This window comes from Bradyrhizobium sp. CCBAU 11434, from assembly GCF_028128895.1.
In the GTDB taxonomy this organism is placed as follows: domain Bacteria; phylum Pseudomonadota; class Alphaproteobacteria; order Rhizobiales; family Xanthobacteraceae; genus Bradyrhizobium; species Bradyrhizobium zhengyangense.
Window position 1 is genome coordinate 1 of record NZ_LBJX01000092.1, and the last position, 19,712, is coordinate 19,712.

28 protein-coding genes and 3 pseudogenes are annotated in these 19,712 nt (G+C 60.2%); 19 read left to right on the plus strand and 12 right to left on the minus strand.

The genetic code is table 11. From position 1 onward, the window contains the following. Positions 1 to 119: 119 nt before the first annotated feature. The 3 genes from XI06_RS22945 (at position 120) to XI06_RS22955 (ending at position 1,354) form a co-directional block, all read left to right on the plus strand. Positions 120 to 395 carry a hypothetical protein gene (locus XI06_RS22945; RefSeq protein ID WP_271606575.1) on the plus strand — a complete coding sequence of 92 codons (276 nt, stop codon included), beginning with the start codon at positions 120 to 122 and terminating at the stop codon, positions 393 to 395. Positions 396 to 936: 541 nt separating this feature from the next. Then, on the plus strand, positions 937 to 1,140 hold the full coding sequence (locus XI06_RS22950) for a hypothetical protein (RefSeq protein WP_237891571.1): 204 nt from the start codon (positions 937 to 939) through the stop codon (positions 1,138 to 1,140). 37 nt (positions 1,141 to 1,177) lie between these two features. Next, on the plus strand, positions 1,178 to 1,354 hold the full coding sequence (locus XI06_RS22955) for a hypothetical protein (RefSeq protein WP_271606576.1): 177 nt from the start codon (positions 1,178 to 1,180) through the stop codon (positions 1,352 to 1,354). A gap of 274 nt (positions 1,355 to 1,628) precedes the next feature. Here XI06_RS22955 and XI06_RS22960 read toward each other — a convergent pair whose 3' ends face one another. Both XI06_RS22960 and XI06_RS22965 read right to left on the minus strand, forming a co-directional pair. Next, positions 1,629 to 1,895 carry a hypothetical protein gene (locus XI06_RS22960; RefSeq protein WP_271606577.1) on the minus strand — a complete coding sequence of 89 codons (267 nt, stop codon included), beginning with the start codon at positions 1,893 to 1,895 and terminating at the stop codon, positions 1,629 to 1,631. A gap of 405 nt (positions 1,896 to 2,300) precedes the next feature. Then, positions 2,301 to 2,591 (minus strand): hypothetical protein, encoded by a 291-nt coding sequence (locus XI06_RS22965; RefSeq protein WP_271606578.1) that lies wholly within the window; start codon positions 2,589 to 2,591, stop codon positions 2,301 to 2,303. 146 nt (positions 2,592 to 2,737) lie between these two features. Here XI06_RS22965 and XI06_RS22970 point away from each other — a divergent pair, with 146 nt between their 5' ends. Further along, entirely contained in the window at positions 2,738 to 3,022 is a 285-nt protein-coding gene (locus XI06_RS22970) for a hypothetical protein (protein WP_271606579.1), read from the plus strand. Between the two features lie 52 nt (positions 3,023 to 3,074). Here the strand turns inward: XI06_RS22970 and XI06_RS22975 are convergent, their stop codons facing one another. Further along, positions 3,075 to 4,001 (minus strand): PEPxxWA-CTERM sorting domain-containing protein, encoded by a 927-nt coding sequence (locus XI06_RS22975; protein ID WP_271606580.1) that lies wholly within the window; start codon positions 3,999 to 4,001, stop codon positions 3,075 to 3,077. 227 nt (positions 4,002 to 4,228) lie between these two features. Here XI06_RS22975 and XI06_RS22980 point away from each other — a divergent pair, with 227 nt between their 5' ends. The 4 genes from XI06_RS22980 (at position 4,229) to XI06_RS22995 (ending at position 7,288) form a co-directional block, all read left to right on the plus strand. Next, the gene (locus tag XI06_RS22980; RefSeq protein WP_271606581.1) at positions 4,229 to 5,326 is read left to right on the plus strand and encodes a helix-turn-helix transcriptional regulator; all 1,098 of its coding nucleotides are present in this window, start codon (positions 4,229 to 4,231) and stop codon (positions 5,324 to 5,326) included. Positions 5,327 to 5,516: 190 nt separating this feature from the next. Beyond that, on the plus strand, positions 5,517 to 5,684 hold the full coding sequence (locus tag XI06_RS22985; RefSeq protein WP_271606582.1) for a hypothetical protein: 168 nt from the start codon (positions 5,517 to 5,519) through the stop codon (positions 5,682 to 5,684). A gap of 94 nt (positions 5,685 to 5,778) precedes the next feature. Continuing rightward, a complete protein-coding gene (locus XI06_RS22990) occupies positions 5,779 to 5,934 on the plus strand; it encodes a hypothetical protein (RefSeq protein ID WP_271606583.1) in 156 nt (51 codons plus the stop codon). 802 nt (positions 5,935 to 6,736) lie between these two features. Next, positions 6,737 to 7,288: a hypothetical protein gene (locus XI06_RS22995; protein WP_271606584.1), complete on the plus strand. Its 552-nt coding sequence runs from the start codon at positions 6,737 to 6,739 to the stop codon at positions 7,286 to 7,288. A gap of 9 nt (positions 7,289 to 7,297) precedes the next feature. On the opposite strand, the gene XI06_RS23000 is transcribed toward XI06_RS22995, so the two are convergent. Next, positions 7,298 to 7,573, minus strand: coding sequence for a DUF4398 domain-containing protein (locus tag XI06_RS23000; RefSeq protein WP_271606585.1), 276 nt, complete (start codon positions 7,571 to 7,573; stop codon positions 7,298 to 7,300). Between the two features lie 64 nt (positions 7,574 to 7,637). Then, a pseudogene (locus tag XI06_RS43960) lies at positions 7,638 to 7,748 on the minus strand (PEPxxWA-CTERM sorting domain-containing protein); the annotation flags it as partial. Positions 7,749 to 8,489: 741 nt separating this feature from the next. Between XI06_RS43960 and XI06_RS23010 the strand changes: the two are divergent. Beyond that, complete coding sequence (locus XI06_RS23010) at positions 8,490 to 8,714, plus strand: hypothetical protein (protein WP_271606587.1); 225 nt, start codon at positions 8,490 to 8,492, stop codon at positions 8,712 to 8,714. A 256-nt stretch (positions 8,715 to 8,970) separates the two neighbouring features. Here the strand turns inward: XI06_RS23010 and XI06_RS23015 are convergent, their stop codons facing one another. Beyond that, positions 8,971 to 9,120, minus strand: a complete 150-nt coding sequence (locus tag XI06_RS23015) for a hypothetical protein (protein ID WP_237873577.1) — start codon at positions 9,118 to 9,120, stop codon at positions 8,971 to 8,973. 692 nt (positions 9,121 to 9,812) lie between these two features. On the opposite strand from XI06_RS23015, the gene XI06_RS23020 reads away from it, so the two are divergent. After that, the gene (locus tag XI06_RS23020) at positions 9,813 to 10,043 is read left to right on the plus strand and encodes a hypothetical protein (protein ID WP_237861421.1); all 231 of its coding nucleotides are present in this window, start codon (positions 9,813 to 9,815) and stop codon (positions 10,041 to 10,043) included. Between the two features lie 674 nt (positions 10,044 to 10,717). Here XI06_RS23020 and XI06_RS23025 read toward each other — a convergent pair. The 6 genes and pseudogenes from XI06_RS23025 to XI06_RS43570 all read right to left on the minus strand — a co-directional run. Next, the gene (locus tag XI06_RS23025; RefSeq protein ID WP_237873576.1) at positions 10,718 to 11,287 is read right to left on the minus strand and encodes a Gfo/Idh/MocA family protein; all 570 of its coding nucleotides are present in this window, start codon (positions 11,285 to 11,287) and stop codon (positions 10,718 to 10,720) included. Continuing rightward, complete coding sequence (locus XI06_RS23030; RefSeq protein WP_237873574.1) at positions 11,284 to 11,568, minus strand: hypothetical protein; 285 nt, start codon at positions 11,566 to 11,568, stop codon at positions 11,284 to 11,286. The genes XI06_RS23025 and XI06_RS23030 overlap by 4 nt, the downstream gene beginning before the upstream one ends. A 1-nt stretch (position 11,569) precedes the next feature. Continuing rightward, positions 11,570 to 12,496 (minus strand): class I SAM-dependent methyltransferase, encoded by a 927-nt coding sequence (locus XI06_RS23035; protein ID WP_237861425.1) that lies wholly within the window; start codon positions 12,494 to 12,496, stop codon positions 11,570 to 11,572. Continuing rightward, positions 12,489 to 12,635: a hypothetical protein gene (locus XI06_RS23040; protein ID WP_237861426.1), complete on the minus strand. Its 147-nt coding sequence runs from the start codon at positions 12,633 to 12,635 to the stop codon at positions 12,489 to 12,491. The genes XI06_RS23035 and XI06_RS23040 overlap by 8 nt, the downstream gene beginning before the upstream one ends. 42 nt (positions 12,636 to 12,677) lie before the next feature. After that, positions 12,678 to 13,082, minus strand: a pseudogene (locus XI06_RS43565) (hypothetical protein); the annotation flags it as partial. Continuing rightward, a pseudogene (locus XI06_RS43570) lies at positions 13,064 to 13,591 on the minus strand (class I SAM-dependent methyltransferase); the annotation flags it as partial. The pseudogenes XI06_RS43565 and XI06_RS43570, both read right to left, overlap by 19 nt. 224 nt (positions 13,592 to 13,815) lie before the next feature. On the opposite strand from XI06_RS43570, the gene XI06_RS23055 reads away from it, so the two are divergent. From XI06_RS23055 to rplL, 9 genes are all read left to right on the plus strand, one after another. Next, on the plus strand, positions 13,816 to 14,349 hold the full coding sequence (locus tag XI06_RS23055; RefSeq protein WP_237861428.1) for a methyltransferase C-terminal domain-containing protein: 534 nt from the start codon (positions 13,816 to 13,818) through the stop codon (positions 14,347 to 14,349). A 355-nt stretch (positions 14,350 to 14,704) separates the two neighbouring features. After that, complete coding sequence (gene secE, locus XI06_RS23060) at positions 14,705 to 14,896, plus strand: preprotein translocase subunit SecE (protein ID WP_007611620.1); 192 nt, start codon at positions 14,705 to 14,707, stop codon at positions 14,894 to 14,896. Next, positions 14,896 to 15,453: a transcription termination/antitermination protein NusG gene (gene nusG, locus XI06_RS23065; RefSeq protein ID WP_015685389.1), complete on the plus strand. Its 558-nt coding sequence runs from the start codon at positions 14,896 to 14,898 to the stop codon at positions 15,451 to 15,453. Before secE ends, nusG begins: the two co-directional genes overlap by 1 nt. Positions 15,454 to 15,583: 130 nt before the next feature. Next, positions 15,584 to 16,012, plus strand: a complete 429-nt coding sequence (rplK, locus tag XI06_RS23070; protein WP_011088164.1) for a 50S ribosomal protein L11 — start codon at positions 15,584 to 15,586, stop codon at positions 16,010 to 16,012. 6 nt (positions 16,013 to 16,018) lie between these two features. Beyond that, complete coding sequence (gene rplA / locus XI06_RS23075) at positions 16,019 to 16,711, plus strand: 50S ribosomal protein L1 (protein WP_237873573.1); 693 nt, start codon at positions 16,019 to 16,021, stop codon at positions 16,709 to 16,711. Positions 16,712 to 16,801: 90 nt separating this feature from the next. Continuing rightward, positions 16,802 to 17,755 carry a 2-hydroxyacid dehydrogenase gene (locus tag XI06_RS23080; RefSeq protein ID WP_237873572.1) on the plus strand — a complete coding sequence of 318 codons (954 nt, stop codon included), beginning with the start codon at positions 16,802 to 16,804 and terminating at the stop codon, positions 17,753 to 17,755. A gap of 42 nt (positions 17,756 to 17,797) precedes the next feature. Beyond that, the gene (locus XI06_RS23085) at positions 17,798 to 18,079 is read left to right on the plus strand and encodes a hypothetical protein (RefSeq protein WP_237873570.1); all 282 of its coding nucleotides are present in this window, start codon (positions 17,798 to 17,800) and stop codon (positions 18,077 to 18,079) included. Between the two features lie 254 nt (positions 18,080 to 18,333). Further along, the gene (rplJ, locus tag XI06_RS23090; RefSeq protein ID WP_140976519.1) at positions 18,334 to 18,852 is read left to right on the plus strand and encodes a 50S ribosomal protein L10; all 519 of its coding nucleotides are present in this window, start codon (positions 18,334 to 18,336) and stop codon (positions 18,850 to 18,852) included. A gap of 54 nt (positions 18,853 to 18,906) precedes the next feature. Then, positions 18,907 to 19,284 (plus strand): 50S ribosomal protein L7/L12, encoded by a 378-nt coding sequence (gene rplL, locus XI06_RS23095; protein ID WP_018647233.1) that lies wholly within the window; start codon positions 18,907 to 18,909, stop codon positions 19,282 to 19,284. Positions 19,285 to 19,712: the final 428 nt, after the last annotated feature.

The window sequence follows — 19,712 nt, forward strand, 5'->3', positions numbered from 1 at the left end:
ACAGGACGCCTCGTTGCGCTATCCTCTCAGCCGTGCTGCCGGCTGCCGGCCCCTACCGCGCGAGCGGTTTAGTCCTCTGACCTGTTGCGGACTTGATCAATATTGACGCGAGTTCTTAAATGCCTGCGAACGACCGGGTGTTATGGCAAAGCATGGAATTCCTGTCAGGTTGGATCGCGGCAAACTTAATCGACCAGTCCGATGATTGGATACCGCGAACGCTATTGGGCTGGACTAGAGTTGCATTGCTCGCCTGTCTGATCGGGCAGGTCATTTACCTGATCCGCACGTGCATCGCGTGGTCAGTGCCGACGGTTCTTTGGATTGGCCTCGCGGCGAATGTTTTGGCGCTGATCGTCGTCCGCCGCGCTCTAAGGTGGCGCTACCCCGTCTAGCAAACCCGACGGACGACCGAAGTTCGCTTCTGTGCCCATCGCTGCCGTATCCCACGGCCGAGGATATGTCGGTTGTCAGCAGTAGACCGGATCTTTAGCGGCCTGATTTCTCGTCCAGCTGCATGGGCTCAAGCCCCCGGTTTCACGCTGGTGGGCGGAAAGACAAAAAAGGCCCCAGCGCCACCAAAGGAAAAGTGAGCTGGGGCTCAAGTCACCTTCTGGCCCAAGGATCACGAACCTTGGGCTGCCGGGAAAACTTGGCAAGCTCCTCGTCGTTCCGCGATGGTGGAGGAGGTGGCTTTCATAGCGATAGCGGAGAGGCGGCCCCGGCTTGGGGGCTTGGGGGCCGGGGTCGCTCCGCCAGACTGGGCGGCAAGCCAGCGAGATTCACAAAGCGCATGCGGCGGGCTTTGTTCCTGACCAGCCGGCCACGGCACTTCCGTCAGGCTCGTTGATCTACGAAAGGCCTAGTTCGTTCACGGAACCGCAACGAGCTATTCCCGGTTTTGGAATTGTTCTTAGTCATTCACTGGAAGGCACCATGACGCAGCTTCGTCGTAAGGTCATACAGACCCGCTCCCTTGAGGAACGAATCGCAGAACAGGCGGCAAAGCTGAAAGAACAGGCCAGCCAGTTACCCGCTGGGGCAGAGCGCGAGGCGCTGCTCAAGCGAGCCAGGATTGCGCAGACCGGCGCCCATGTGAGTGATTGGCTCCAATCACCCGGATTACTGCCGCCCGAATGAGACTATTTCGATGCTGCCTAACGGGATGGATCAGGGCGTGAAGCTGCTCGGCGAGTATCTGGAAAACGCTCTCCAGTTTGAACGGATGGCAGCCGAAGAATCCGACCCAGATTTAAAGGCCGCGATGGAGAGCCAAGCGAAGGCTTACCGGATCATGGCGGCGAAGCGCGCCAAGATGCTCGGCTTGCCGGAGCCAAGCCCTTCCGAGCAGTAGGCTGAGATTGGGCTAGGGAACAAATGTCCACTTTGGTACTTGTTGAGTCGCCTTTGGCAGGGTGATTCCCTTGAACTTTTTCAGTAGCGACAAATTTTCAGGACCTAAGACTCGGGAAGAGCAGCGCTGCAGGTGCGGTGCGCAGCCCCGGTTGGCTCACAAGATGATGGACCCGGTGCGCGGCATAACCGTGCGCATGTTTGAGTGCCAGTGTGGCGAACGAAGTTGGACTGAGGACAAAGAGTAGGGCTTCCTCAGTTGGTGCCTCGGGCGCTTAGTGCGACATGAGATCGTCGCCCGGCGTCAAGAGCCGGACATAGGTTCCGCTCTCGTGCAGTTCCATCCAGCCCTTTTCGATCGCGTACTTGATGCCGGCGCCGAACTCGGCACCGCTGGCCTTGAGCGTGAACAGGAATGGCGCGTTGATCTTCTCGATGTGTATGCGGCCGTCCTGGACAGCTTCGATACCCTTGGCGAGGTCGATCAGCTTCCGCGCTGCGGCCTCCGGATCGGAGTACGGTCGATCACTCATCAACTTCATGGATTGGCTCCCCAGCCGCAATTGCCGGCGAGCTATAGGCGATTCTTAGTTCAGCGGCTCACCGTCGCTGGTCCGAGGTCCGAGCTTTCTTTTGAGAGCTAAGGAGTTTCGGGAGGGCAGGCATTTGCTTGGGAGACTCGATCGGTTGCTCGGGAGCGTCGACTTCCTCTGCCTTCCTACCCCCAAGCAGCATGCCTAGACAGCCGACAATAACAAGCAAACCTCCGGCAATCATCAGCCAGTGCGGTAACTTCAACGTCGAAAGCATTAGCCACGCGTCCACCAAATTCGTTTTCCTTTAAATCTTCGGCCGAACTCAGTTGCTCGATACCAGCGTTAGGCCCCATAAGATGACAACACGGCGGAACGACGATCGGTTGCAACCCGAGTACCAATTCCGCCGCGTCAGCGCACCTTCCTCGGCATAATGGCCATTTCGGTGCTGTTGCTGCCGGCGACAATGTTCGACCCGCGCATGCCACATGCCGTGCAGACGAACCGCGGCTCGATCTGTGAGATTCGTATCTCGTCCGGCCATCGATCGACGTATTTCGCCGAGAGCTTGACGTTGTGGCTGCAGCGATAGTCCTGGCAAAAAACGAGCAGATCGCGCACACCCGTCGACCGCAGGCCACCCAGCGTGATCTTGAGGGGGCGGCCGTCAGGTTCGGTGCGGTCCTTTCGAGGGCGTGCCATGGCGCCATCGAAGCGCGGCGCCGGCGAGAGTCAAATTATCGATTAGTGGGGGTTCGGAAGGCGCGCGAGTTATTGCGCGTAGTGGGTGTGGAAGAATGCGTCGGAAGCGATTGCGTCTAAGCACGATGCTCTGGACAAAACCGGCCATGGAAGCGCTGCTGCTGCTCGCCGAGCCGGTGGTGTTGGCGCGGGCGATCGACCAGCACAGGTCATGGGCGTCTATTTCGACGCGGGGCTCTGGTGGCACACTTCTCTGCGTTGGCCACTGCTTCTCTCAAGATCGGGCAGTTTTCATACTCTTTGGCATTGCCCGCCTGAGTGCCACGAATCTCGGCGCATTCTTCGCCGTCGAAGAACCACTGAGTGCGCCCGATGGAGGCGATTACTTTGCATTTGGGACATTGCACTTGCATCTGACTGAATATGCCTGAGCACTCGCGCTCATATTGGATTTTTCCCAGCATACCGCCGGCGAAGGAAGCCTTAGGCCGCTACGAGCGCGCTGCCGTTCTGTTTGCGCCGATGCGCCATGAAGCCAACGCCGCAGAAGCCGAGGATCATCATTGCCCATGTCGAGGGCTCCGGAACGGCACCGATATTGGAGGAAAATACGAGCCGCAGTTGGTCGGCATTTGCATTGGACGAATCTATACTAAAACTCGGATCAACGAACGAACTTAACGATGCGCTTGCACCGTTATAGACGTCTGCAGAGACAAAAGCCGTCAACGTGACTGTATAGACTCTGTTTGTCGCAACGTCGAACTGCTGGTTGATCGTGGACCATGATGTATTGAAGTCTGCGGTGGAGAACAAACCGTTGGACCGATAGTCACCGAGTACGAGCGCGTATCCGTTGGCGTTCGACGTCTGTATCGGATCAATGGTAAGCTGTGAGCGCGCTGAGTCGCTTGCCGCCAACAACCATCCTGTACCTGTGATTCCGCCTGCTGCTGTGATGTCCAAGGTGATGTTCCGGCTCTGAGGCGCGAGTACCTCGAAATAATAGCTCACGCCGCCGCTTGCGGCTGCCCCGATGTGCCCATTAGCTACGTAGCTTGTTCCAGCCTGTAGATCGATTGAAGCTCTGACAGCCGGCGAAGCACTTGCGATGAATGAGGCACTTCCCGAGCCTCCATCCGCCGACCTAATCGACGTTGACGTTGTTCCAAACTGGTTTGTGGGAGTAAAATTTCCGCTGCAGCAATTGCTTGCGCCTTCACCTCCTGACGGGCCACCTACTACGATGGCGTCTGGTAACATCGTATCAGCAAACGCATTAGTGCAGGAAATTGCGGGCAAACCAAACATCATCACAACAAAAAGTGCGGACTTCACCGGTAGAGTTGTTTCAATCGGATGCATGAAATCACCTGTTAACTTCTGACTTTTTCGCGCGTGGTTCGCCAAGCTTTATCCCAGCTCGTGGCGCCCAATGATCAGGGCCCAGCACCAGCCGTCATGATCCAAATGGACCAAGCCGTGATAAAATGGTTTAACAGGAAAGCAGACCCCAACGCTCTCGCACTACCTAGCTGATACAGTGGCGACGCTGGGCGCGCGGCTTTTTGGCTTTGGCAATTGGCTAAGGGCGATTCGGTTGGATTGGGAAAAAGGCACAAGCAGATCGACGCGCCATGGCAGAGGAACTATCTGAGCTGGTCAGCTCAATCTATGAGGCAGCCGCTGTTCCGGAGCGTTGGCCAGTCGTACTCGGAACGCTCTCCCGCATGGTCGATGGCGTCGGCGGGATCCTGCGTACCGCCACCAGCCCCGAGAGCTTTCGGTGGACTTCGTCTCCCAATCTGCATGCCGATTTCGTCGAGTTTATCCGGGACGGCTGGGCCGCCATCAATCCCCGTCCAGCTCGATTAGCGGCCACCAACCATGCTGGGTTCATCCGGGACAACGATCACTTCACGGCTGATGAACTCGACAACCATCCCGTTTACGGCTTCCTCCGGAGCAAAGGGCTCGGATACGCGGCAGGCACCGTTTTGAGCGTCCCTAGCGGCGATGCGATCACTTTCTCTTTTGAGAAGCACTATCTAGATGGGCCGATTGCGGTGGAGGCCGTCGAATTTCTGGATTCCCTTCGGCCGCACTTGGCAAGGGCAGCGTTGCTGGCCTCGCGACTCGGGCTGGAGCGGGCGTTGGCGATGACGGAGGCCCTTAGGAAGCTGGGTCTACCCGCCGCCGTACTGAAAGCCAGGGGCAAAGTCTATGCGGCCAATGAGCTGTTCGAGACCCTGATGCCGGATGTAATCCACGACCAGCCTTCGCGCCTGAAATTCAGTGAACCGGCCATCGATCGCCTATTTATGGGTGGACTTGACGCCATCGACACACACGTTGTCGGCCCGCTGCGGGTCTGTTCCATTCCAGTGCCAGCGGGCGCGGGCCGGGTGCCGATGATCGTTCATCTGGTCCCCGTCAGCGGCAATGCACAGGATATCTTCTCGGCTGCATCCAAGCTGGTCATCGTCACGCCTGTGGATCGAGGTGCGGTTCCGAACGCCGAGGTCATCGCAGGTCTATTCGATCTAACGCCTGCGGAGGCGCGTGTGGCACGAGAGATAGCGCTTGGCGAAACCGTGGAGAAAGTTGCGCGCGCATCCGGATTATCCAGGGTCACCATCCGCAATCAGCTCAAGTCGGTATTGGGCAAAACCGGTCTGGGTCGTCAAAGCGATCTCGTTGCTCTGCTAAGCGGCAGCGCACTGCCGAAGCCGTGAATCACTTAAAAAAGGAGTATGAAAGCGGGTTAAGGCGGCTATGGTACTCGGCGGTCTGTTATTTGCGGTGGTGATCTTTTCATTCATCATCGCAGCGTCTCGTTGACCTTCGTCTGCTACAAGGCGGAGATCGAGTACCTGATCGCCAGTGGCTCAACCGCGATCGTCATTTCTGTTTGGATGTGTTCGCATGCCACGCCAACGCACCAACTCTGCTTTTGCCGTCGATGAGATCGTCGCCGCTTGTGACGGTGACCTGCGCGGTGCGCTCAGAGCGTTGATGCTGCTGAACGAGCAATTGGAGCAGCGACTAGCCCTGATGGGTGAGGTGCGTCCTGCTCACCAGCGGCTGCATTAGGTGGAAGTTCGGCTGGGGCACCGCACTGTTCCAGCGCGCTCTCGACATCCAAGCCTGCGACGGCGCCCGGCGCCGCGAATTTCTCGAAATCTCGGTGCAGCTGGATCACGCGCTCGGTCTGCAGGCGTTTGATCTGTCGCCGCTGAACTGCGAAGGCGAGCCGCCGGAGCAGGAGCTGCATCCGGAGTTGTGGCGCAAAGCGGCCGAGCTGCGCAGAGCATTAATCAATGCTGCGGCGCCAAATGGTTGATCCCCCGGTATCACCCGGATGTGGCGAGCAAGCGACAATTTCTGGAAAGGCGCCAATATAGACAGAGATTCGCACAAATTACAGGCAAGTGCCTGCTTGCAAGTCAGCGAGTGCCTACCTTGGGCGTTGCGTCGTATCGGCATCCGGGTGTCCAATGATCGTCATGTGCTCACGCTGATTCCAAACGGCCTGAGGAACGGTCCAGTAACTGCTCCGGTTTTAGTTTTGGAGAAAGCGGTCACTCGCATGCGCTGCAATTCAGCACGCATGACAGATGATGGACACTAGCGATGGGATGACGTTAGCCGCGTCAGGGGCGTGCGGTCGGCCCCTGAAGGCGTAAAGGCCTGCACCACCTTGCACGTGATGCAGGCCTCAGACCGCGCAAACCGGTCCCGGTTGGAGACTCAGCATGATCGCGGGGCACACTCGCAGACTTGCATGTTCGTGCGTGCTTTTCAACCGGACCTCCGAGACAACCTATGTGGAGGTTTACGGATGCGTAAACGCCAGAAGCACTGGGTGCGTTCCTACGTTCGCGTTCGCCATCGGCGGCCCGAGCATGTGCGCGCTCACGTGCGGCCCAAGGACTAAGGTCCTGAGCTACTTGCGGTGATGGGCTTGCGTCGGCGGCTCTGAACCGTTTTTACCGAAAACATTCTCTCAACGGGGCGCGGATTGAGACCCGCGCTCCGTCCTGTCTCTCTACTTTAAGGGGACAACAAGCCATGGCACCCTTCTCGCAGGCATGCGCTTGGAAGTATTGCTAGTGAGAGTGAAACACTGCAAAGCGCCGATATCCATGAACCGATTTCAAAAGTGGCTGTCCCAATCATGGATTGGACCATCGATTAGTCTGGTCGTGTTGACGGTTGGACTAATTGGCCTGACAGTAAATATCGTTACGTATCAGCGCCAAGGTGCTAGGTGGCAGAGAGAGGATGATGACGCCATCCAAGTTCAAATTCATATGCAAGACCAGCTTACGCGCGATAACTATCGAACGGCATACGTTCAGTTTTTTACCGGGCGAGAGCCAATGCGGTTGGAGAAGGTAGAAATATTGCAACCCGCCGGATCGGAAATAGCCGAGGCCAAGCCGGGCGGAATTGAGAAGGCCCGGTCTAGTAGCGCCCCTTCATCGGTCATCCTCAATCCGACAATTTTTCAACCCACCGAAAGCTCCGGCGCCGTGCTGGTTCTGGTGCATACTCCTCAGACACCGCAAAGCGATCAAGGTTCGCTAGTGGAGATCGAAGGCACGCTTGTAGAGCTAGGCGGCGCAAAGCGGACCATCACTAGGAAATGGAAAACTGCAATCCCTGAGAGTGCTCCCAAAACACCCGATCGCTAGTAGCACCGATCACCGCCGATAACGATCCGGCCGGTTCGCATGGGCCATCGCCTCGAACGCCTTCGCCAGCTCTTCCGGACCGTGCTTGCCCTTGAAGTCCTGCCACGCCGTCTTGAACGCGGCCTTGGCGGCGTCGAGGCTCTGCGCCGAGCCGGACGGCGGACCGGGCAGCGTCACCACGACCGTCCACAACCAGAAACGATCGTCGAGCCGGATGCGGCCGATCGGGTGGCCGTCCTCATGGACGCTGTAGTCGTCGGGGCCGATTAAGCGAAGGGTGAGCATTTGCAGTGATGATAGCAAAAAGCCGCCCCGATCAGGAGCGGCTTTCGTTGCTCGATATTACGGGTCAGGCGGCTGCGAGTGCACTGCCGTTCTGCTTGCGCCGATACGCCATGAAGCCGAGGCCGCAGAAGCCAAGGATCATCATGGCCCATGTGGAGGGTTCGGGGACTGGCGTGATCAACCCGCTCACTCGGAAGACTGCGTCTTGAGTGCGGGGAATAACAAAATGCGGGTTATTAGGATCAGGACCGTACTGTATCAGCGAATTGTCGCCGCTCGGTTCGAACTCGCCAAGCCATGTGTGCTGCTCGGAAATCGACGCTCCATGCACTGAGAGCCAATACGTCCCGCCATTCAGCACAATATCTGGAAGTTGCACTATTCTAAAACTAGAGCTGATGCCCGCGTCACCGTCAGTGATTTGCGCAAGCATAAAGTGAGCGGAAAAGATGTCCGGACCATGCGGCTCGTTGTTAAGCAGGCCGACTGCCAAGAACGCATTTGATCCGTACGGAGCTGTAGCGATTTCGACATCCACTCCCATGGTCAACGCGTCGGAGCGAAGCCCCACCCATCGTAAAGACTGGAGCGTTGATCTCTGACTAAGCGTAAAGGAGTCCCACACCCGGTAGCCCGTATTGCCTGATGAGCATGGATCACACCACTGCGTCCCCGCACCGACAATCCCCGGATTGTCGAAGAGTACAACTGCTCTGGCCTGCGTGCCGACCAGAGAAAGTGCGCAGTAGCAAAACGCTATTGAACAAAACCGGTAGAACTTGGGGCTCATAATACCTCCAAAATTCGAAATAAAGAAAATCAAATGCTACGCTCTCTTAATCAAGAGGACAAGCTCTAGGCGAGCCCTTGGGGTACTGGGTCAGTGTGAGTGTAGGAGAGAAAAGCCCAGTCGCCTGTGCTGTGCACTGTGCGGGACGCTGGCGAGTACATCGCCGCGCTCCCTGAGACCGTGCACGATCAGCCGGCATGGCAAGCCGCCCTTGAGGCGCTGCTGCTGGTGGTCGAGCGCGGCGGGCCCGTGATGCTCGCCGAGATCGGGATCATGCGGGCGCTGAACCGGGGCATGGCTGAGCCGGGGCCAAGGCGGAAGCGGGCGAAGGCGTACCGGGTGATCGGGTGAGGGCACAGAGGCAGAACGCCTGCTAACGGCTTGCTAACAAACCATCCAAAACCCGAAGGGATTGGACGAAACTAGAACGACTTTCGACAGCCAAGAGTGCTGATAAATCAGCACTAAAAGGGAGCTGATGTGCGAGGCAGGGACCTACCCAAGCGGTCTCCAAAACCGGGGGTCGCAGGTTCGAGCCCTGCCACTCCTGCCAAGCAATCTCAATGACTTATCAGGAAATTGACGAGCCCGCGCTACGGCAAATCGGCTATAGTAGCGCCTGGGTAGCAGCGCGATAGTTGGCTGCCAGATCGAGCAGCGCGTCGCGCTCCAGGGGCAGGGCGCTTTCCTCTGCCAGATCCCGGCAGATGCGCTCCATGCGCGCGAGCTCGTCGAAGTCGTGCTGATGCTGCCCCATGCCGACGATCAGACTCCCCGCCGTGCCAACCCGTCAAGAGCCGGCACCACCCGGAAATTTCCCAATGTCGCCCCGACTGCGACAGTCAGATCATCTCGAAATGAAATCACCCAAGGCCAAAGAGTGGACCGCGGCGGAACAGAGACGGCTAGCGTGGCTGGCACGCCGCCGGACTGCCGCTGAAATAGCGGAAGCTCTCGGCCGACACATCGGATCGGTACGGCGCATGGCACGGGAGTTGCGGCTGATCCTCAAAAAGTAGCCAAACACGGCACGTAGTCTGCCTATCTCACTGCAACCTTGGCGAATCGTGCGATCATGCGAACGATGAGCGAGCGCGGTTAGCGGGGCTTCCCCATGTCTCATTTCATGATGGACTGTTATTTCCCCGACGTGACGAAGCCGGGCGGGCTCGCGTGCGACGCCCTGCCAATTAAGGCCCTCAACGAGCGGGATGCAATCGAGGAAGCAAAAAGGATCGCGATTTGGAGAAAGCCTGTCCGGTTCGACGTTCGATCCGTCAGCCGAGGTGAAGAAAAAACGATATTTGCTTCCTAGATGAGCGGGCGGAAACCGCGCGCCTGCTGCGCCTCTTACTTTCCCACACCCACGACGCGCAGTATCTCACGCGTGCGCCGAGCCACCACCGATTGACGATTTGACTCTCGCCGGCGCGGCGCTTCGATGGCGACATGACTGTCCGTCTCATCAAACACGAAGCCGTGCCTGGCACCGGCAGCTTCGAGGTGCGCTTCGCTGATGGTCGTCGGAGTGTCTACTGCTACTTCGACGACCTGCCGTCGCGTCGGCTGAGGCCGAAGCAAATGCTCCGCGAGCAAGCGCTCGATCTGGCGACGATGTTCGCGCGAATTATGCGCGGCTTGATTGAGGGCTGGTCCCAAGGCAAAGGCCCGCCAGCGTGAACCGCTATTGCTCCTGAATCGAGACTCAGTCCTAATTCCCTATCATTGGGCCAAAGGGGGCGATCGTGAACGGCGAAGCCGGATGCACGGTTTGTAGCCAAGCTCGACTGCTCAAAGCTATTTTCCCCGTGGTCAAAGGCTACGAGCTGAAGCTGTATGAATGCGCCAGCTGCGGTAGCGATCTGTGGCTAGTTGCCAGAGCGTCCAGATCATCGAAGCCCAAGCGGCAGAGGGGAAGAGCTCCTCGAGGTACGCGGCTCAAGACCATCGAGGCGGCGTTGAAGGCCGCTGCTCGTGCCGCAGTTGCTCCAAAGCTAAAAGGCCCGCCAGCGTGAACCGGCGCAGGAGCTTTCGTCTGATCCGGATACGGAAAAGCCGCAGCGCGGTTCCAGCCCCACTGCGGCCCATCCCGGGCAACTTGAAATGACTAGGGTTTAAATCTCGCCGGTGTTCCTACGGTAGAACACCCCGTTCCGAAAATGGACTCCGTATAACTACCGGAGTTCACGGTTCCACCCATTGTCATTAACAGCCGAACATGGCACGGCTCGCTCTTCCAGCCCCCAATGCTCCCGGCTGCCGATTCAATTGCGGATCAGTGCGCCAGGAGTGCTAGGCCCGCCAGTATGACCGGCGGGCCTTTTGCTGTCACCGTCTCAGTCTCCGGCGGTGCGTTAGGAGTCCGGACCGTCCTGCCAGAGTTCAAGACCATCGGGGCGAGCCTCACTGGTCATCACAAAGGTGTCGTGCGATCCGCCGGTGTGGCCGCCGAAACACCAGCCGCGCGCGCCGACGATACGCCCAAGCGACTGGTCCGTTTGAAGGCGTACCAGCTCGGCCAGTGCGCGCGCCACGCCGGCATCGTGACGCTTCATGTAGCCGATCGCATAGACCAGGTTTTGTCGCCGCGCGGCTTCGATCAGCGACGCAGCCTGGTCCGTCGTGTAAGCCATCGGCTTTTCCGACAGTACGTGGCGGCCGCTGTCGAGCGCATCCAGGACTATCGGGCCGGTCGCGCGACGCTTGGTCACGACGACGACGGCGGAGACCTCGCGATCCGCGAGTAGCTCGTGGTGCGTCCCGTATATCCGCGAGACGCCGAATTTCTGTGCTGCTGCGGCAGCGAGATCAGGCCGGAGATCAGCGATCGCGACGACGCGGCAGGCGGGATTGGCGGCGAAATTGGCAAGGTGGCACATCTGGCCGACCATGCCCGTTCCGACAATGCCAATTCCTGGCTTCACGTGCTACGCTCCCGCTGCGCGCTTCCGGACGACGAGGAAATGCGCTGGCTGTCCCCAGTCGTTGAGGAACGCCTGATCGGATTGGGTGAAGGCGGTGACCCCTGCCATATCCCGCTGCGCGATCGCGCTGAAGATATGGTGGAGCTCTCGAGCGTCGCGGCAAAGGCCTCGAGCTCGGCCGGGTCGTCGGCAAGAATCTGGGCGCTTCGGATCGTCGCGCGCAGCGAGGCCAGACTCGCAATTACGCGCGGCAGGCTGTCGCCGAAGGGATCGTCGATCATCCTATCGACATCGAGCACCAGCGCTTCGATCGAAGCCGAGATCGCGCCCCACGGCTTCGGCCTTGCCGACCAGATAGAGCTTGCGTCCGCCGAGGAAGCTGAGGCGGCTGCGACCGAGGTGACGCGTCGCGCGCTGCAGCTTCTCGTCGCCGGACAGGACCTTTTTGTGCCAGTAGACGGCAAGGCTGTCGTGATAAGATGGCCACGCGGAATGGATATCAAATCCTTGACCGTGCGCCGCCGTGCACAAGGCCGCCGCATCGAGAAAGTAGCGGTAGCGGACGAAGGGGTTTTCGAGCACGTCCATCAGCCGGGATTCGAAGCTGCGGGTGTGCGGAATGCTGTCCCACTTCGCTTCGAACAGCGTCTTCGCGGTTTTGAGCGCAGATCGGCCCGTCAACGCCTTGCCGGCCGCGTGGACCGCCTTGAGTGCGAGTTCAAAGAAGCCGCCGTAGCGCTCATAGTAGGAGACGACGGCGAAACCGTCCGGATTGAGCAACCGGTGAAAGATGCCGAGCCAATTTTCGGTCGGCTGCACCGTGTAGATGAATCCTTCGGCATCGATGACGTCGAAGCGACGATCGCTGCGGAATGCCTCGACATCCGACGATACAAGCTCACGCAGACATGTCGTTTGGCCGAATTGCGCGAAGTAAGCGTGAATTTTGGCGTGCGCATGCCGGTTCGGCTCAGCGAGCGTCAAGTTCGCTCCCCACCGCGCAAACACCAGTGCGTTCTCGCCGGAATCGGGGCCGAACTCCAGCACCTCAGCGTCTTGGAACAGGCGCGGCGGCAGCACCAGCTTGTCCGAAAACAACTCCCGTCGCTGGCCGGCATAGGCTTCGAGCGCGGCGGACGATTTGAAATTGCCGAACGTCGGCAGAACGTCTTGGCGTTCGTAATAGTTGAAGAGTTTATCCTCAGCCATGCAGCGACCCTGCGGCGGCGTCGAGCCGGTCGAGTTCGCTCCAGATGTCGGACGGCGCGAAGATCGAGACGATCTGGAGCGGGCGCTTCAAATTCTCGCGCAGCCGGTTGCTGACCTTGTCTTCATTCTCCTGGTTCACGGCGAGAAGACAAACCAGCGGGCCGAATCTGCCGGTGAGGTCTTCCGGCGAGCGGATCGGAATGCCGGTGCCGGGCAGGAACAATCCCTGGCGCTCCTTCTGGTCGTCGACCGAGACATCGACCAGCTCCGCGAGTTCGTGGGCATTGGTGAAGGTGCAGGTGCGCGGCAGCCGGCGCCGTAGATTGCGATCTCGGCGCCGCTGGCGCGGGCCTTGGCGAGGATCGGGCGGAGACGGGCGCCGTACTCCCTCGCACGCTGACCGAATTTCTCGCCGACGCCAGCCGGCGCAGGCGGCGCTGTCACTGCGCCTGTGGCGCGGCGGGCTGCGATGGCCAGGCTGCCGCCGCTGAAATTGTATTTCTTGACGGAGACCGCCTCGAAGCCATGGCGCGCCAGCAACGCAAGCAGCGTCGGCTCGGTAAAGTAACTGACGTGCTCCTCCCAGAGCACTGAGAGGTCGCCCGCCATGGAGCCGGGCGCGAAATCAGGCACGTCGATGAACAGCAGTCCGTCGTCGCTGAGCGCGATCTTTATACAGGCGAAGAAGTTCTCGAAATCGATGATGTGTTCCAGCACCTGTCGCGAGACCACGAGATCGAACTTGCCGGCGTGTGCGACCGCATCGTGGCACAGTGCCGGGCTGATCATGTCGGCATAGACCTTGATGCCGCGCCCGCGGGCGATCTTGCCTGAGACCGGGTTGGGCTCCACGCCGACCAAGACCTTCGCGCCGCGCTCGCGCAACCGGTCCATGAACAGGCCGTCGTTACATCCGATCTCGAACACAGATTGATGCTTCGAGAATTTCGCGATGGTATCGAGCTCGTCCACTTGGTGCGGCTCCGGCTTCCAGCTGCTGAAATTGTAGTTGAACTGCCGATACAGAATGTCGGGGTCGATCGGTCTGACGATCTGGGGCAGGCCCCAATCGCCGCAGGCCTCCTGAAGAGCCATGGCGCGGCCAGCGTCGTGATTGCCAACAACATGATCGCCAATGTCGACAATCTCGATCCGCTGGTGATCGTGGTTCGCGATGTGCTGCGCGGGACGGCCTGTTCGTATTCGAGACGCAATACGGCGTCGACGTCACCGAGAAGAATCTGCTCGATACCGTTTATCACGAGCATCCGTCGTATTCTAACATCAAGCCGCTGACGCGCTTCTTTGCGCGACTCGGGATGGAATTGATCGACGTCCAGCACATCTGGACCAAAGGTGGCTCGATCCGCGTGACGGTTCAGCGCGCGGGCGGCGCCAAGAAACCGTCGGCGGAGGTCGCGCGCTTCATCGCCGAGGAAGACCGGCTCGGCGTCGATCAGCCGGCCTATTACGCGCCCTACGTCAAGAGAATCGCAGCCATTCGCGACGAACTGGTCGCGATGGCCGATGCCGCCCACGCGCAGGGCCAATTGGTCGCCGGCTACGGCGTTTCGGTCGGCACCACGGCGCTGCTGCCGCAGTTCGGCCTGGAGAGCAAAATCGACTTCCTCGTGGACGACGATCCCAAGAAGGGGAACGTGATGGCGGGCCCGGGGTACGACATCCCGATCCTGCCCCCCGCCGCACTCTACGAGCGCAAGCCGGCCTTCGTCGTCGTCTTCGCCTGGCGCTATGTGGACCCGATCCGGGCAAAGCACGCCAGCTATTTCGCCGAGGGCGGAAAGTTCGTGGTGCCGTTGCCGGGCATTTCCATGGTCGACAGTGCCGTCTGAGGGGCGATCGCCAAAAGCGCCCGAGGGGAGGGCGCTGATGGGCGATCTGCAGGGAACGGGTCAACGCCTTTTGGGACGCGCCCGTAAGAGACGGATAAGCCCTTGATCGGTTTGGGCTCTGCTTGGTCGTCCAAGCAAAGCCGGCCGGGCCGGGAAGGCTCCCTCGATCTTGACCTTTGGCCCCATCCGCAGTAGATACCCCGCACTCGCAGCCGGCCCGTTAGACGCGGATCTCCGGCGCGGCTTTGAAATCCCCGAACATCAGAGCCCGGTTTTCCGGCTCATCCTTCGAGACAGAGGGCTGGGCCACAGGCGGCTGTTCGGATCCCCGAAATCCTTATTGGCGTCTCAAACGATGGCAGTCAGCCCGTTCAAGTTCTTGCAGGAAGTGCGCTCGGAGACCGCCAAGGTCACCTGGCCGACCCGTCGTGAGACCACGATCACAACCATCATGGTTTTCGTGATGGTCGCCGTGGCCTCGATCTTCTTCTTCGCCGCCGACCAGATCATCCGCTACCTCATCACCTTCCTTTTGGGCATTCACTGATGGCAACAGCCGCCGCAACCCAATCGTCCGACAAGCGCTGGTATATCGTCCACGCTTATTCGAACTTCGAGAAGAAGGTCGCCGAATCGATCCGCGAGCAGGCCAAGCAGCGCGGTCTCGAGGAGCTGTTCGAGCTCGTGCTGGTTCCGACCGAGAAGGTCACGGAAGTGCGCCGCGGCCGCAAGATCGACGCCGAGCGCAAGTTCTTCCCGGGCTACGTGCTGGTGAAGATGAAGCTGACCGACGAGGCGTTTCATCTCATCAAGAACACGCCGAAGGTGACGGGCTTCCTCGGCGCGGAAAACAAGCCGATGCCGATCTCGGAATCCGAGGCCATGCGCATCCTGCACCAGGTACAGGAAGGCGTGGAACGGCCGAAGGCGTCGGTGTCGTTCGAGATCGGCGAGAACGTGCGCGTGGCCGACGGCCCGTTCGCCTCGTTCTCGGGTGTGGTCGAGGAAATCGACGAGGCGCGCTCGCGCGTGAAGGTTGCGGTGTCGATCTTCGGTCGCGCAACGCCCGTGGAACTGGAATTCGGTCAGGTCGAGAAGGTCTGACCGGGTGCGCGTGAGACTCAGGTCTCGCGCAGAGAGAGGCCGTGGGAGGGAGAGGGCGGTAGCCAGCCGCATCCGACCCAGACCACGAACCTGAAACCGCCGGCGCTTGCCGGCACAACAGGAGTGATACATGGCAAAGAAAGTGACCGGATACCTGAAGCTTCAGGTCCCGGCCGGTGCGGCGAATCCCTCGCCCCCGATCGGTCCCGCGCTCGGTCAGCGCGGTCTCAACATCATGGAGTTCTGCAAGGCGTTCAACGCCCAGACCCAGAAGGAAGAGAAGAACACGCCGATCCCGGTGATCATCACCATCTATGCGGACCGTTCCTTCACCTTCGAGATGAAGACGCCGCCGATGTCCTACTTCCTCAAGCAGGCCGCCAAGATCCAATCCGGCTCGAAGGCGCCGGGCCGTGACAAGGCCGGCAAGGTGACCAAGGCGCAGGTGCGCGAGATCGCCGAGAAGAAGATGAAGGATCTCAATTGCGATACCATCGAATCGGCCATGAAGATGGTCGAGGGCTCCGCCCGTTCGATGGGTCTGGAAGTTGCGGGGTAAGCGGCTATGGCAATCGGAAAGCGTTTGAACAAAGCCCGCGAAGGTGTTGACCGCGAAAAGCTTTACCCGCTCGCGGACGCCATCAAGATGGTCAAGGAACGCGCGAAAGCGAAGTTCGACGAGACCATCGAGGTCGCGATCAATCTCGGCGTCGATCCGCGTCACGCCGACCAGATGGTCCGCGGCGTCGTGACCCTGCCGAACGGCACCGGCCGTACGCTCCGCGTCGGCGTGTTCGCCCGTGGCGCCAAGGCTGATGAGGCCAAGGCTGCTGGTGCTGACGTCGTCGGCGCCGAAGACCTGGTCGAGAAGGTGCAGAACGGCGCGATCGATTTCGACCGCTGCATCGCCACCCCCGACATGATGCCGCTGGTCGGTCGTCTCGGTAAGGTGCTCGGCCCGCGCGGCCTGATGCCGAACCCGAAGATCGGCACGGTGACCATGGACGTCGCCGGTGCGGTGAAGGGTGCCAAGGGCGGCTCGGTCGAGTTCCGCGTTGAGAAGGCGGGCATCCTGCAGGCCGGCGTCGGCAAGGCCTCGTTCTCCGAGGAGAAGCTGGTCGAGAACATCAAGGCTCTCGCTGACGCGGTCGCGAAGGCGAAGCCGGCTGGCTCCAAGGGCACCTACATCCAGCGCGTTGCGGTGTCCTCGACGATGGGCCCGGGCGTGAAGGTCGAGCCGGGCACCATTCTCGGCTGAGGTTTGGAAATTGCATGAGGCGAGGGGCGGAATCGGGCAACCGATTCCGCCCCTCGTCGTTTGTGGGCACATCCACCGGAAACAAGAACAATGGCTGACAAGGTCCTGGTCTACTCGCGCTTTCCCAAGTCGATGATGGCGCGCTTCGCCGAGCGGTTCGAGCTGCTCGACACCGGTGGCAAGCCCGCCCACGAGGTGTTTTCGGCCCGCGAGCTCGGCGGCATCCGCGCGCTGCTGACCGCCGGCGGCTCGCCGCTGGGGGCGGACGCGATGGATCTGTTCCCAAAGCTCGGCGCGATCGTCTGCTACGGCACCGGCTATGACGGCGTCGACCTGAAGGCTGCCGCTGCGCGCAACATCGCGGTCGGGCACAGCCCGGGCGCCAATGCCGCCTCGGTCGCAGATATCGCGATGACCCTGATGCTGGCAACGACGCGGCGGATCCTGGTGGCCGACCAATATGTTCGCAGCGGCGATTGGTCCGCCTCGAAACAGTCGCCGATGATGCGCCCGCAAGCCGGCATGCCCGACCGCCGCATCGGCGTCTACGGCATGGGCCAGATCGGCCGCAAGATCGCCGCGCGCTGCGCCGCGTTCGAGAGCGAGGTCGGCTATTTCAGTCGCAGCAAATACGATCTGCCCTATCAATATTTCCCGACATTGGAGGCTCTGGCTGATTGGTGCAGCGTGCTGATGATCGCGGTGCGGGCAGGGGCGGAGACCCAGCATGTGATCAACGCCGATATCCTCAGGCGGCTCGGTGCGGACGGTTATGTCGTCAACATCTCCCGCGGCTCCGTTATCGACCAGAAGGCCCTGATCGCGGCGCTGACCGAGAGGACCATCGCCGGCGCCGGCCTCGACGTCTTCGAGAAGGAGCCGCACGCCCCCGACGCGCTGACGGCGCTGCCGAATGTGGTGTTCGCCCCGCATATCGGCGGCCACACCCTCGAATCGCATGTCGCCATGCAGAACTGCGTGCTGGCGAACCTGAGCGCATTTTTCGAGGGCAAGCCGCTACCGTATGAGGTCAAATCGGCCTGAATCGGCCCTTGTTGGCCCGGATCAAGCCGAACAGGCAACGGATTGGAACTGGTGCGAATTTTGCTCTTGGCAATCCGGCAGAGAGCGGTTAAAGAGCCGCTTCCGGACGTGCCGGCCTTGGCTGGCGCGTTCGTGCACGCATTCCGAAAACCCGACACGCAGGAGATCATTCCTTTTCAGGACGTCCGCAAGGATTTGCCCGAAAAGGAAGGAAAATCCATCGGCCGGTGGGATGCGGGCAAAGGTCAGACGGTTCGCCGGCTGGCCTTGTCCTGTCCAAGACTGCAGGCGCCCGCGGGAAATTTCGATTTCTCAACGGCTTAATCGCATGGCCTGCATAGACGGGTGAAGACCGGATTTCACTTCGCTTTCCACTTGAGGGTGGTCGCGGAAGGAGTTTGGTTCGGACCTCGACACCCCGTGGACCTTGCAAGAGTTCCGGGAGGGCAGGCTTTAATCGTTGTCTCGCCCCGGCGTGTCCAAAGGGTTTTGGCCCAGAGGTTCAGGTTTGAGCGGGACAATGGGTGCAACCCGGCGGTCCCGCTTTCGCGATGACCGCCAACCGGAAAGAGCTTGCTGTGGAACGAGCGGCAAAAAAGGAAGCGGTCGAACAGCTCAATGGGGTCTTCAAGACCACGAGCGTCGCGGTCGTTGCCCAATATTCCGGCCTGACCGTTGCCCAGATGCAGAAGCTGCGCATGCAGATGAAGCAGGCTGGCGCCTCGGTGAAGGTCTCGAAGAACCGTCTCGCCAAAATTGCTCTTGAAGGCACTGACGTCGTTGCCATCGGCCCCATGCTCAAGGGACCGACCGTGATCGCCACTTCGAACGATCCGGTAGCGGCGCCAAAGGTCGCCATCGAATTCGCCAAGGCGAACGAAAAGTTCGTCATCATCGGCGGCTCGATGGGAAAGACCGTCCTGAATGTCGACGGCGTGAAGGCGCTTGCCTCGCTGCCGTCGCTTGACGAACTGCGCGGCAAGATCGTCGGCCTAATCGTGGCCCCGGCGACCAAGCTCGCTCAGCTCGCCAACGCGCCCGCGGGCAAGCTCGCGCGCGTCATCCAGGCTCATGCCTCAAAGGGCGAAGCGGCCTGACGCCCTTCGCAAAACTCAAACCCGAACCAGACTTACACTCAAGGAAACTGAACAATGGCTGACTTGCAGAAGATCGTTGACGACCTCTCGAGCCTCACCGTGCTCGAAGCCGCTGAACTGGCGAAGCTCCTCGAAGAGAAGTGGGGCGTTTCGGCTGCCGCGGCTGTCGCCGTGGCCGGCCCGGCTGGTGGTGGCGCTGCCGCCGCTCCGGCGGAAGAGAAGACCGAGTTCACGGTCGTTCTCGCCTCGGCTGGCGAGAAGAAGATCGAGGTCATCAAGGAAGTCCGCGCCATCACCGGTCTCGGCCTCAAGGAAGCAAAGGACCTCGTCGAGGGTGCTCCGAAGCCGCTGAAGGAAGGCGTGAACAAGGAAGAAGCCGAGAAGATCAAGGCCCAGATCGAGAAGGCTGGCGCCAAGGTCGAGCTCAAGTAAGCAACGCTTACGGGGTCCCGGGCCGAGGCCCGGGACCTTTTCTGCCCCTCAAGAGGGCGACCTCAAGATGGCAGTCAGATGCAAAAGGCGTGCGACGGATCGTCCCGACGCAGGCCAGACACGAAAATGTGTGGGGATTTGAGGGTTTACCCCTCGAATCTGCACTATTGTCGCCCCATATCGGGTCGGCAGCACGAAAGCGCGGTGGGCAGGGATGCCGGATTTCCCTGTAAGCCGTTGGGAGAGCAGGCTATTTCGGGCTTTTGCAGTCCGTGAAGAGGATCGTTGTGACGGGCGGGCGTGCCTATGCGCCCCGCGCGTCGTTTTGCGTTTTGAAGGTCTGAAGAACAGATTCAGGACATGACGGCCTGAAACTGGATTTTCGGTTCCCCAAAACGGGTTCGAAAAATTCAACCCGGGGAGCGGCG

What these genes read in the sequence shown, in the direction of transcription:
- XI06_RS22945 (WP_271606575.1), top strand. Translation starts at nt 120, where the DNA reads ATGCCTGCGAACGACCGGGTGTTATGGCAAAGCATGGAATTCCTGTCA.
- XI06_RS22950 (WP_237891571.1), top strand. Translation starts at nt 937, where the DNA reads ATGACGCAGCTTCGTCGTAAGGTCATACAGACCCGCTCCCTTGAGGAA.
- XI06_RS22960 (WP_271606577.1), bottom strand. Translation starts at nt 1,895, where the DNA reads ATGAAGTTGATGAGTGATCGACCGTACTCCGATCCGGAGGCCGCAGCG.
- XI06_RS22965 (WP_271606578.1), bottom strand. Translation starts at nt 2,591, where the DNA reads ATGGCACGCCCTCGAAAGGACCGCACCGAACCTGACGGCCGCCCCCTC.
- XI06_RS22970 (WP_271606579.1), top strand. Translation starts at nt 2,738, where the DNA reads ATGGAAGCGCTGCTGCTGCTCGCCGAGCCGGTGGTGTTGGCGCGGGCG.
- XI06_RS22980 (WP_271606581.1), top strand. Translation starts at nt 4,229, where the DNA reads ATGGCAGAGGAACTATCTGAGCTGGTCAGCTCAATCTATGAGGCAGCC.
- XI06_RS22985 (WP_271606582.1), top strand. Translation starts at nt 5,517, where the DNA reads ATGCCACGCCAACGCACCAACTCTGCTTTTGCCGTCGATGAGATCGTC.
- XI06_RS22995 (WP_271606584.1), top strand. Translation starts at nt 6,737, where the DNA reads ATGAACCGATTTCAAAAGTGGCTGTCCCAATCATGGATTGGACCATCG.
- XI06_RS23000 (WP_271606585.1), bottom strand. Translation starts at nt 7,573, where the DNA reads ATGCTCACCCTTCGCTTAATCGGCCCCGACGACTACAGCGTCCATGAG.
- XI06_RS23015 (WP_237873577.1), bottom strand. Translation starts at nt 9,120, where the DNA reads ATGGGGCAGCATCAGCACGACTTCGACGAGCTCGCGCGCATGGAGCGC.
- XI06_RS23020 (WP_237861421.1), top strand. Translation starts at nt 9,813, where the DNA reads ATGACTGTCCGTCTCATCAAACACGAAGCCGTGCCTGGCACCGGCAGC.
- XI06_RS23030 (WP_237873574.1), bottom strand. Translation starts at nt 11,568, where the DNA reads ATGATCGACGATCCCTTCGGCGACAGCCTGCCGCGCGTAATTGCGAGT.
- XI06_RS23035 (WP_237861425.1), bottom strand. Translation starts at nt 12,496, where the DNA reads ATGGCTGAGGATAAACTCTTCAACTATTACGAACGCCAAGACGTTCTG.
- XI06_RS23055 (WP_237861428.1), top strand. Translation starts at nt 13,816, where the DNA reads ATGGAATTGATCGACGTCCAGCACATCTGGACCAAAGGTGGCTCGATC.
- secE (WP_007611620.1), top strand. Translation starts at nt 14,705, where the DNA reads ATGGCAGTCAGCCCGTTCAAGTTCTTGCAGGAAGTGCGCTCGGAGACC.
- nusG (WP_015685389.1), top strand. Translation starts at nt 14,896, where the DNA reads ATGGCAACAGCCGCCGCAACCCAATCGTCCGACAAGCGCTGGTATATC.
- rplK (WP_011088164.1), top strand. Translation starts at nt 15,584, where the DNA reads ATGGCAAAGAAAGTGACCGGATACCTGAAGCTTCAGGTCCCGGCCGGT.
- rplA (WP_237873573.1), top strand. Translation starts at nt 16,019, where the DNA reads ATGGCAATCGGAAAGCGTTTGAACAAAGCCCGCGAAGGTGTTGACCGC.
- XI06_RS23080 (WP_237873572.1), top strand. Translation starts at nt 16,802, where the DNA reads ATGGCTGACAAGGTCCTGGTCTACTCGCGCTTTCCCAAGTCGATGATG.
- rplL (WP_018647233.1), top strand. Translation starts at nt 18,907, where the DNA reads ATGGCTGACTTGCAGAAGATCGTTGACGACCTCTCGAGCCTCACCGTG.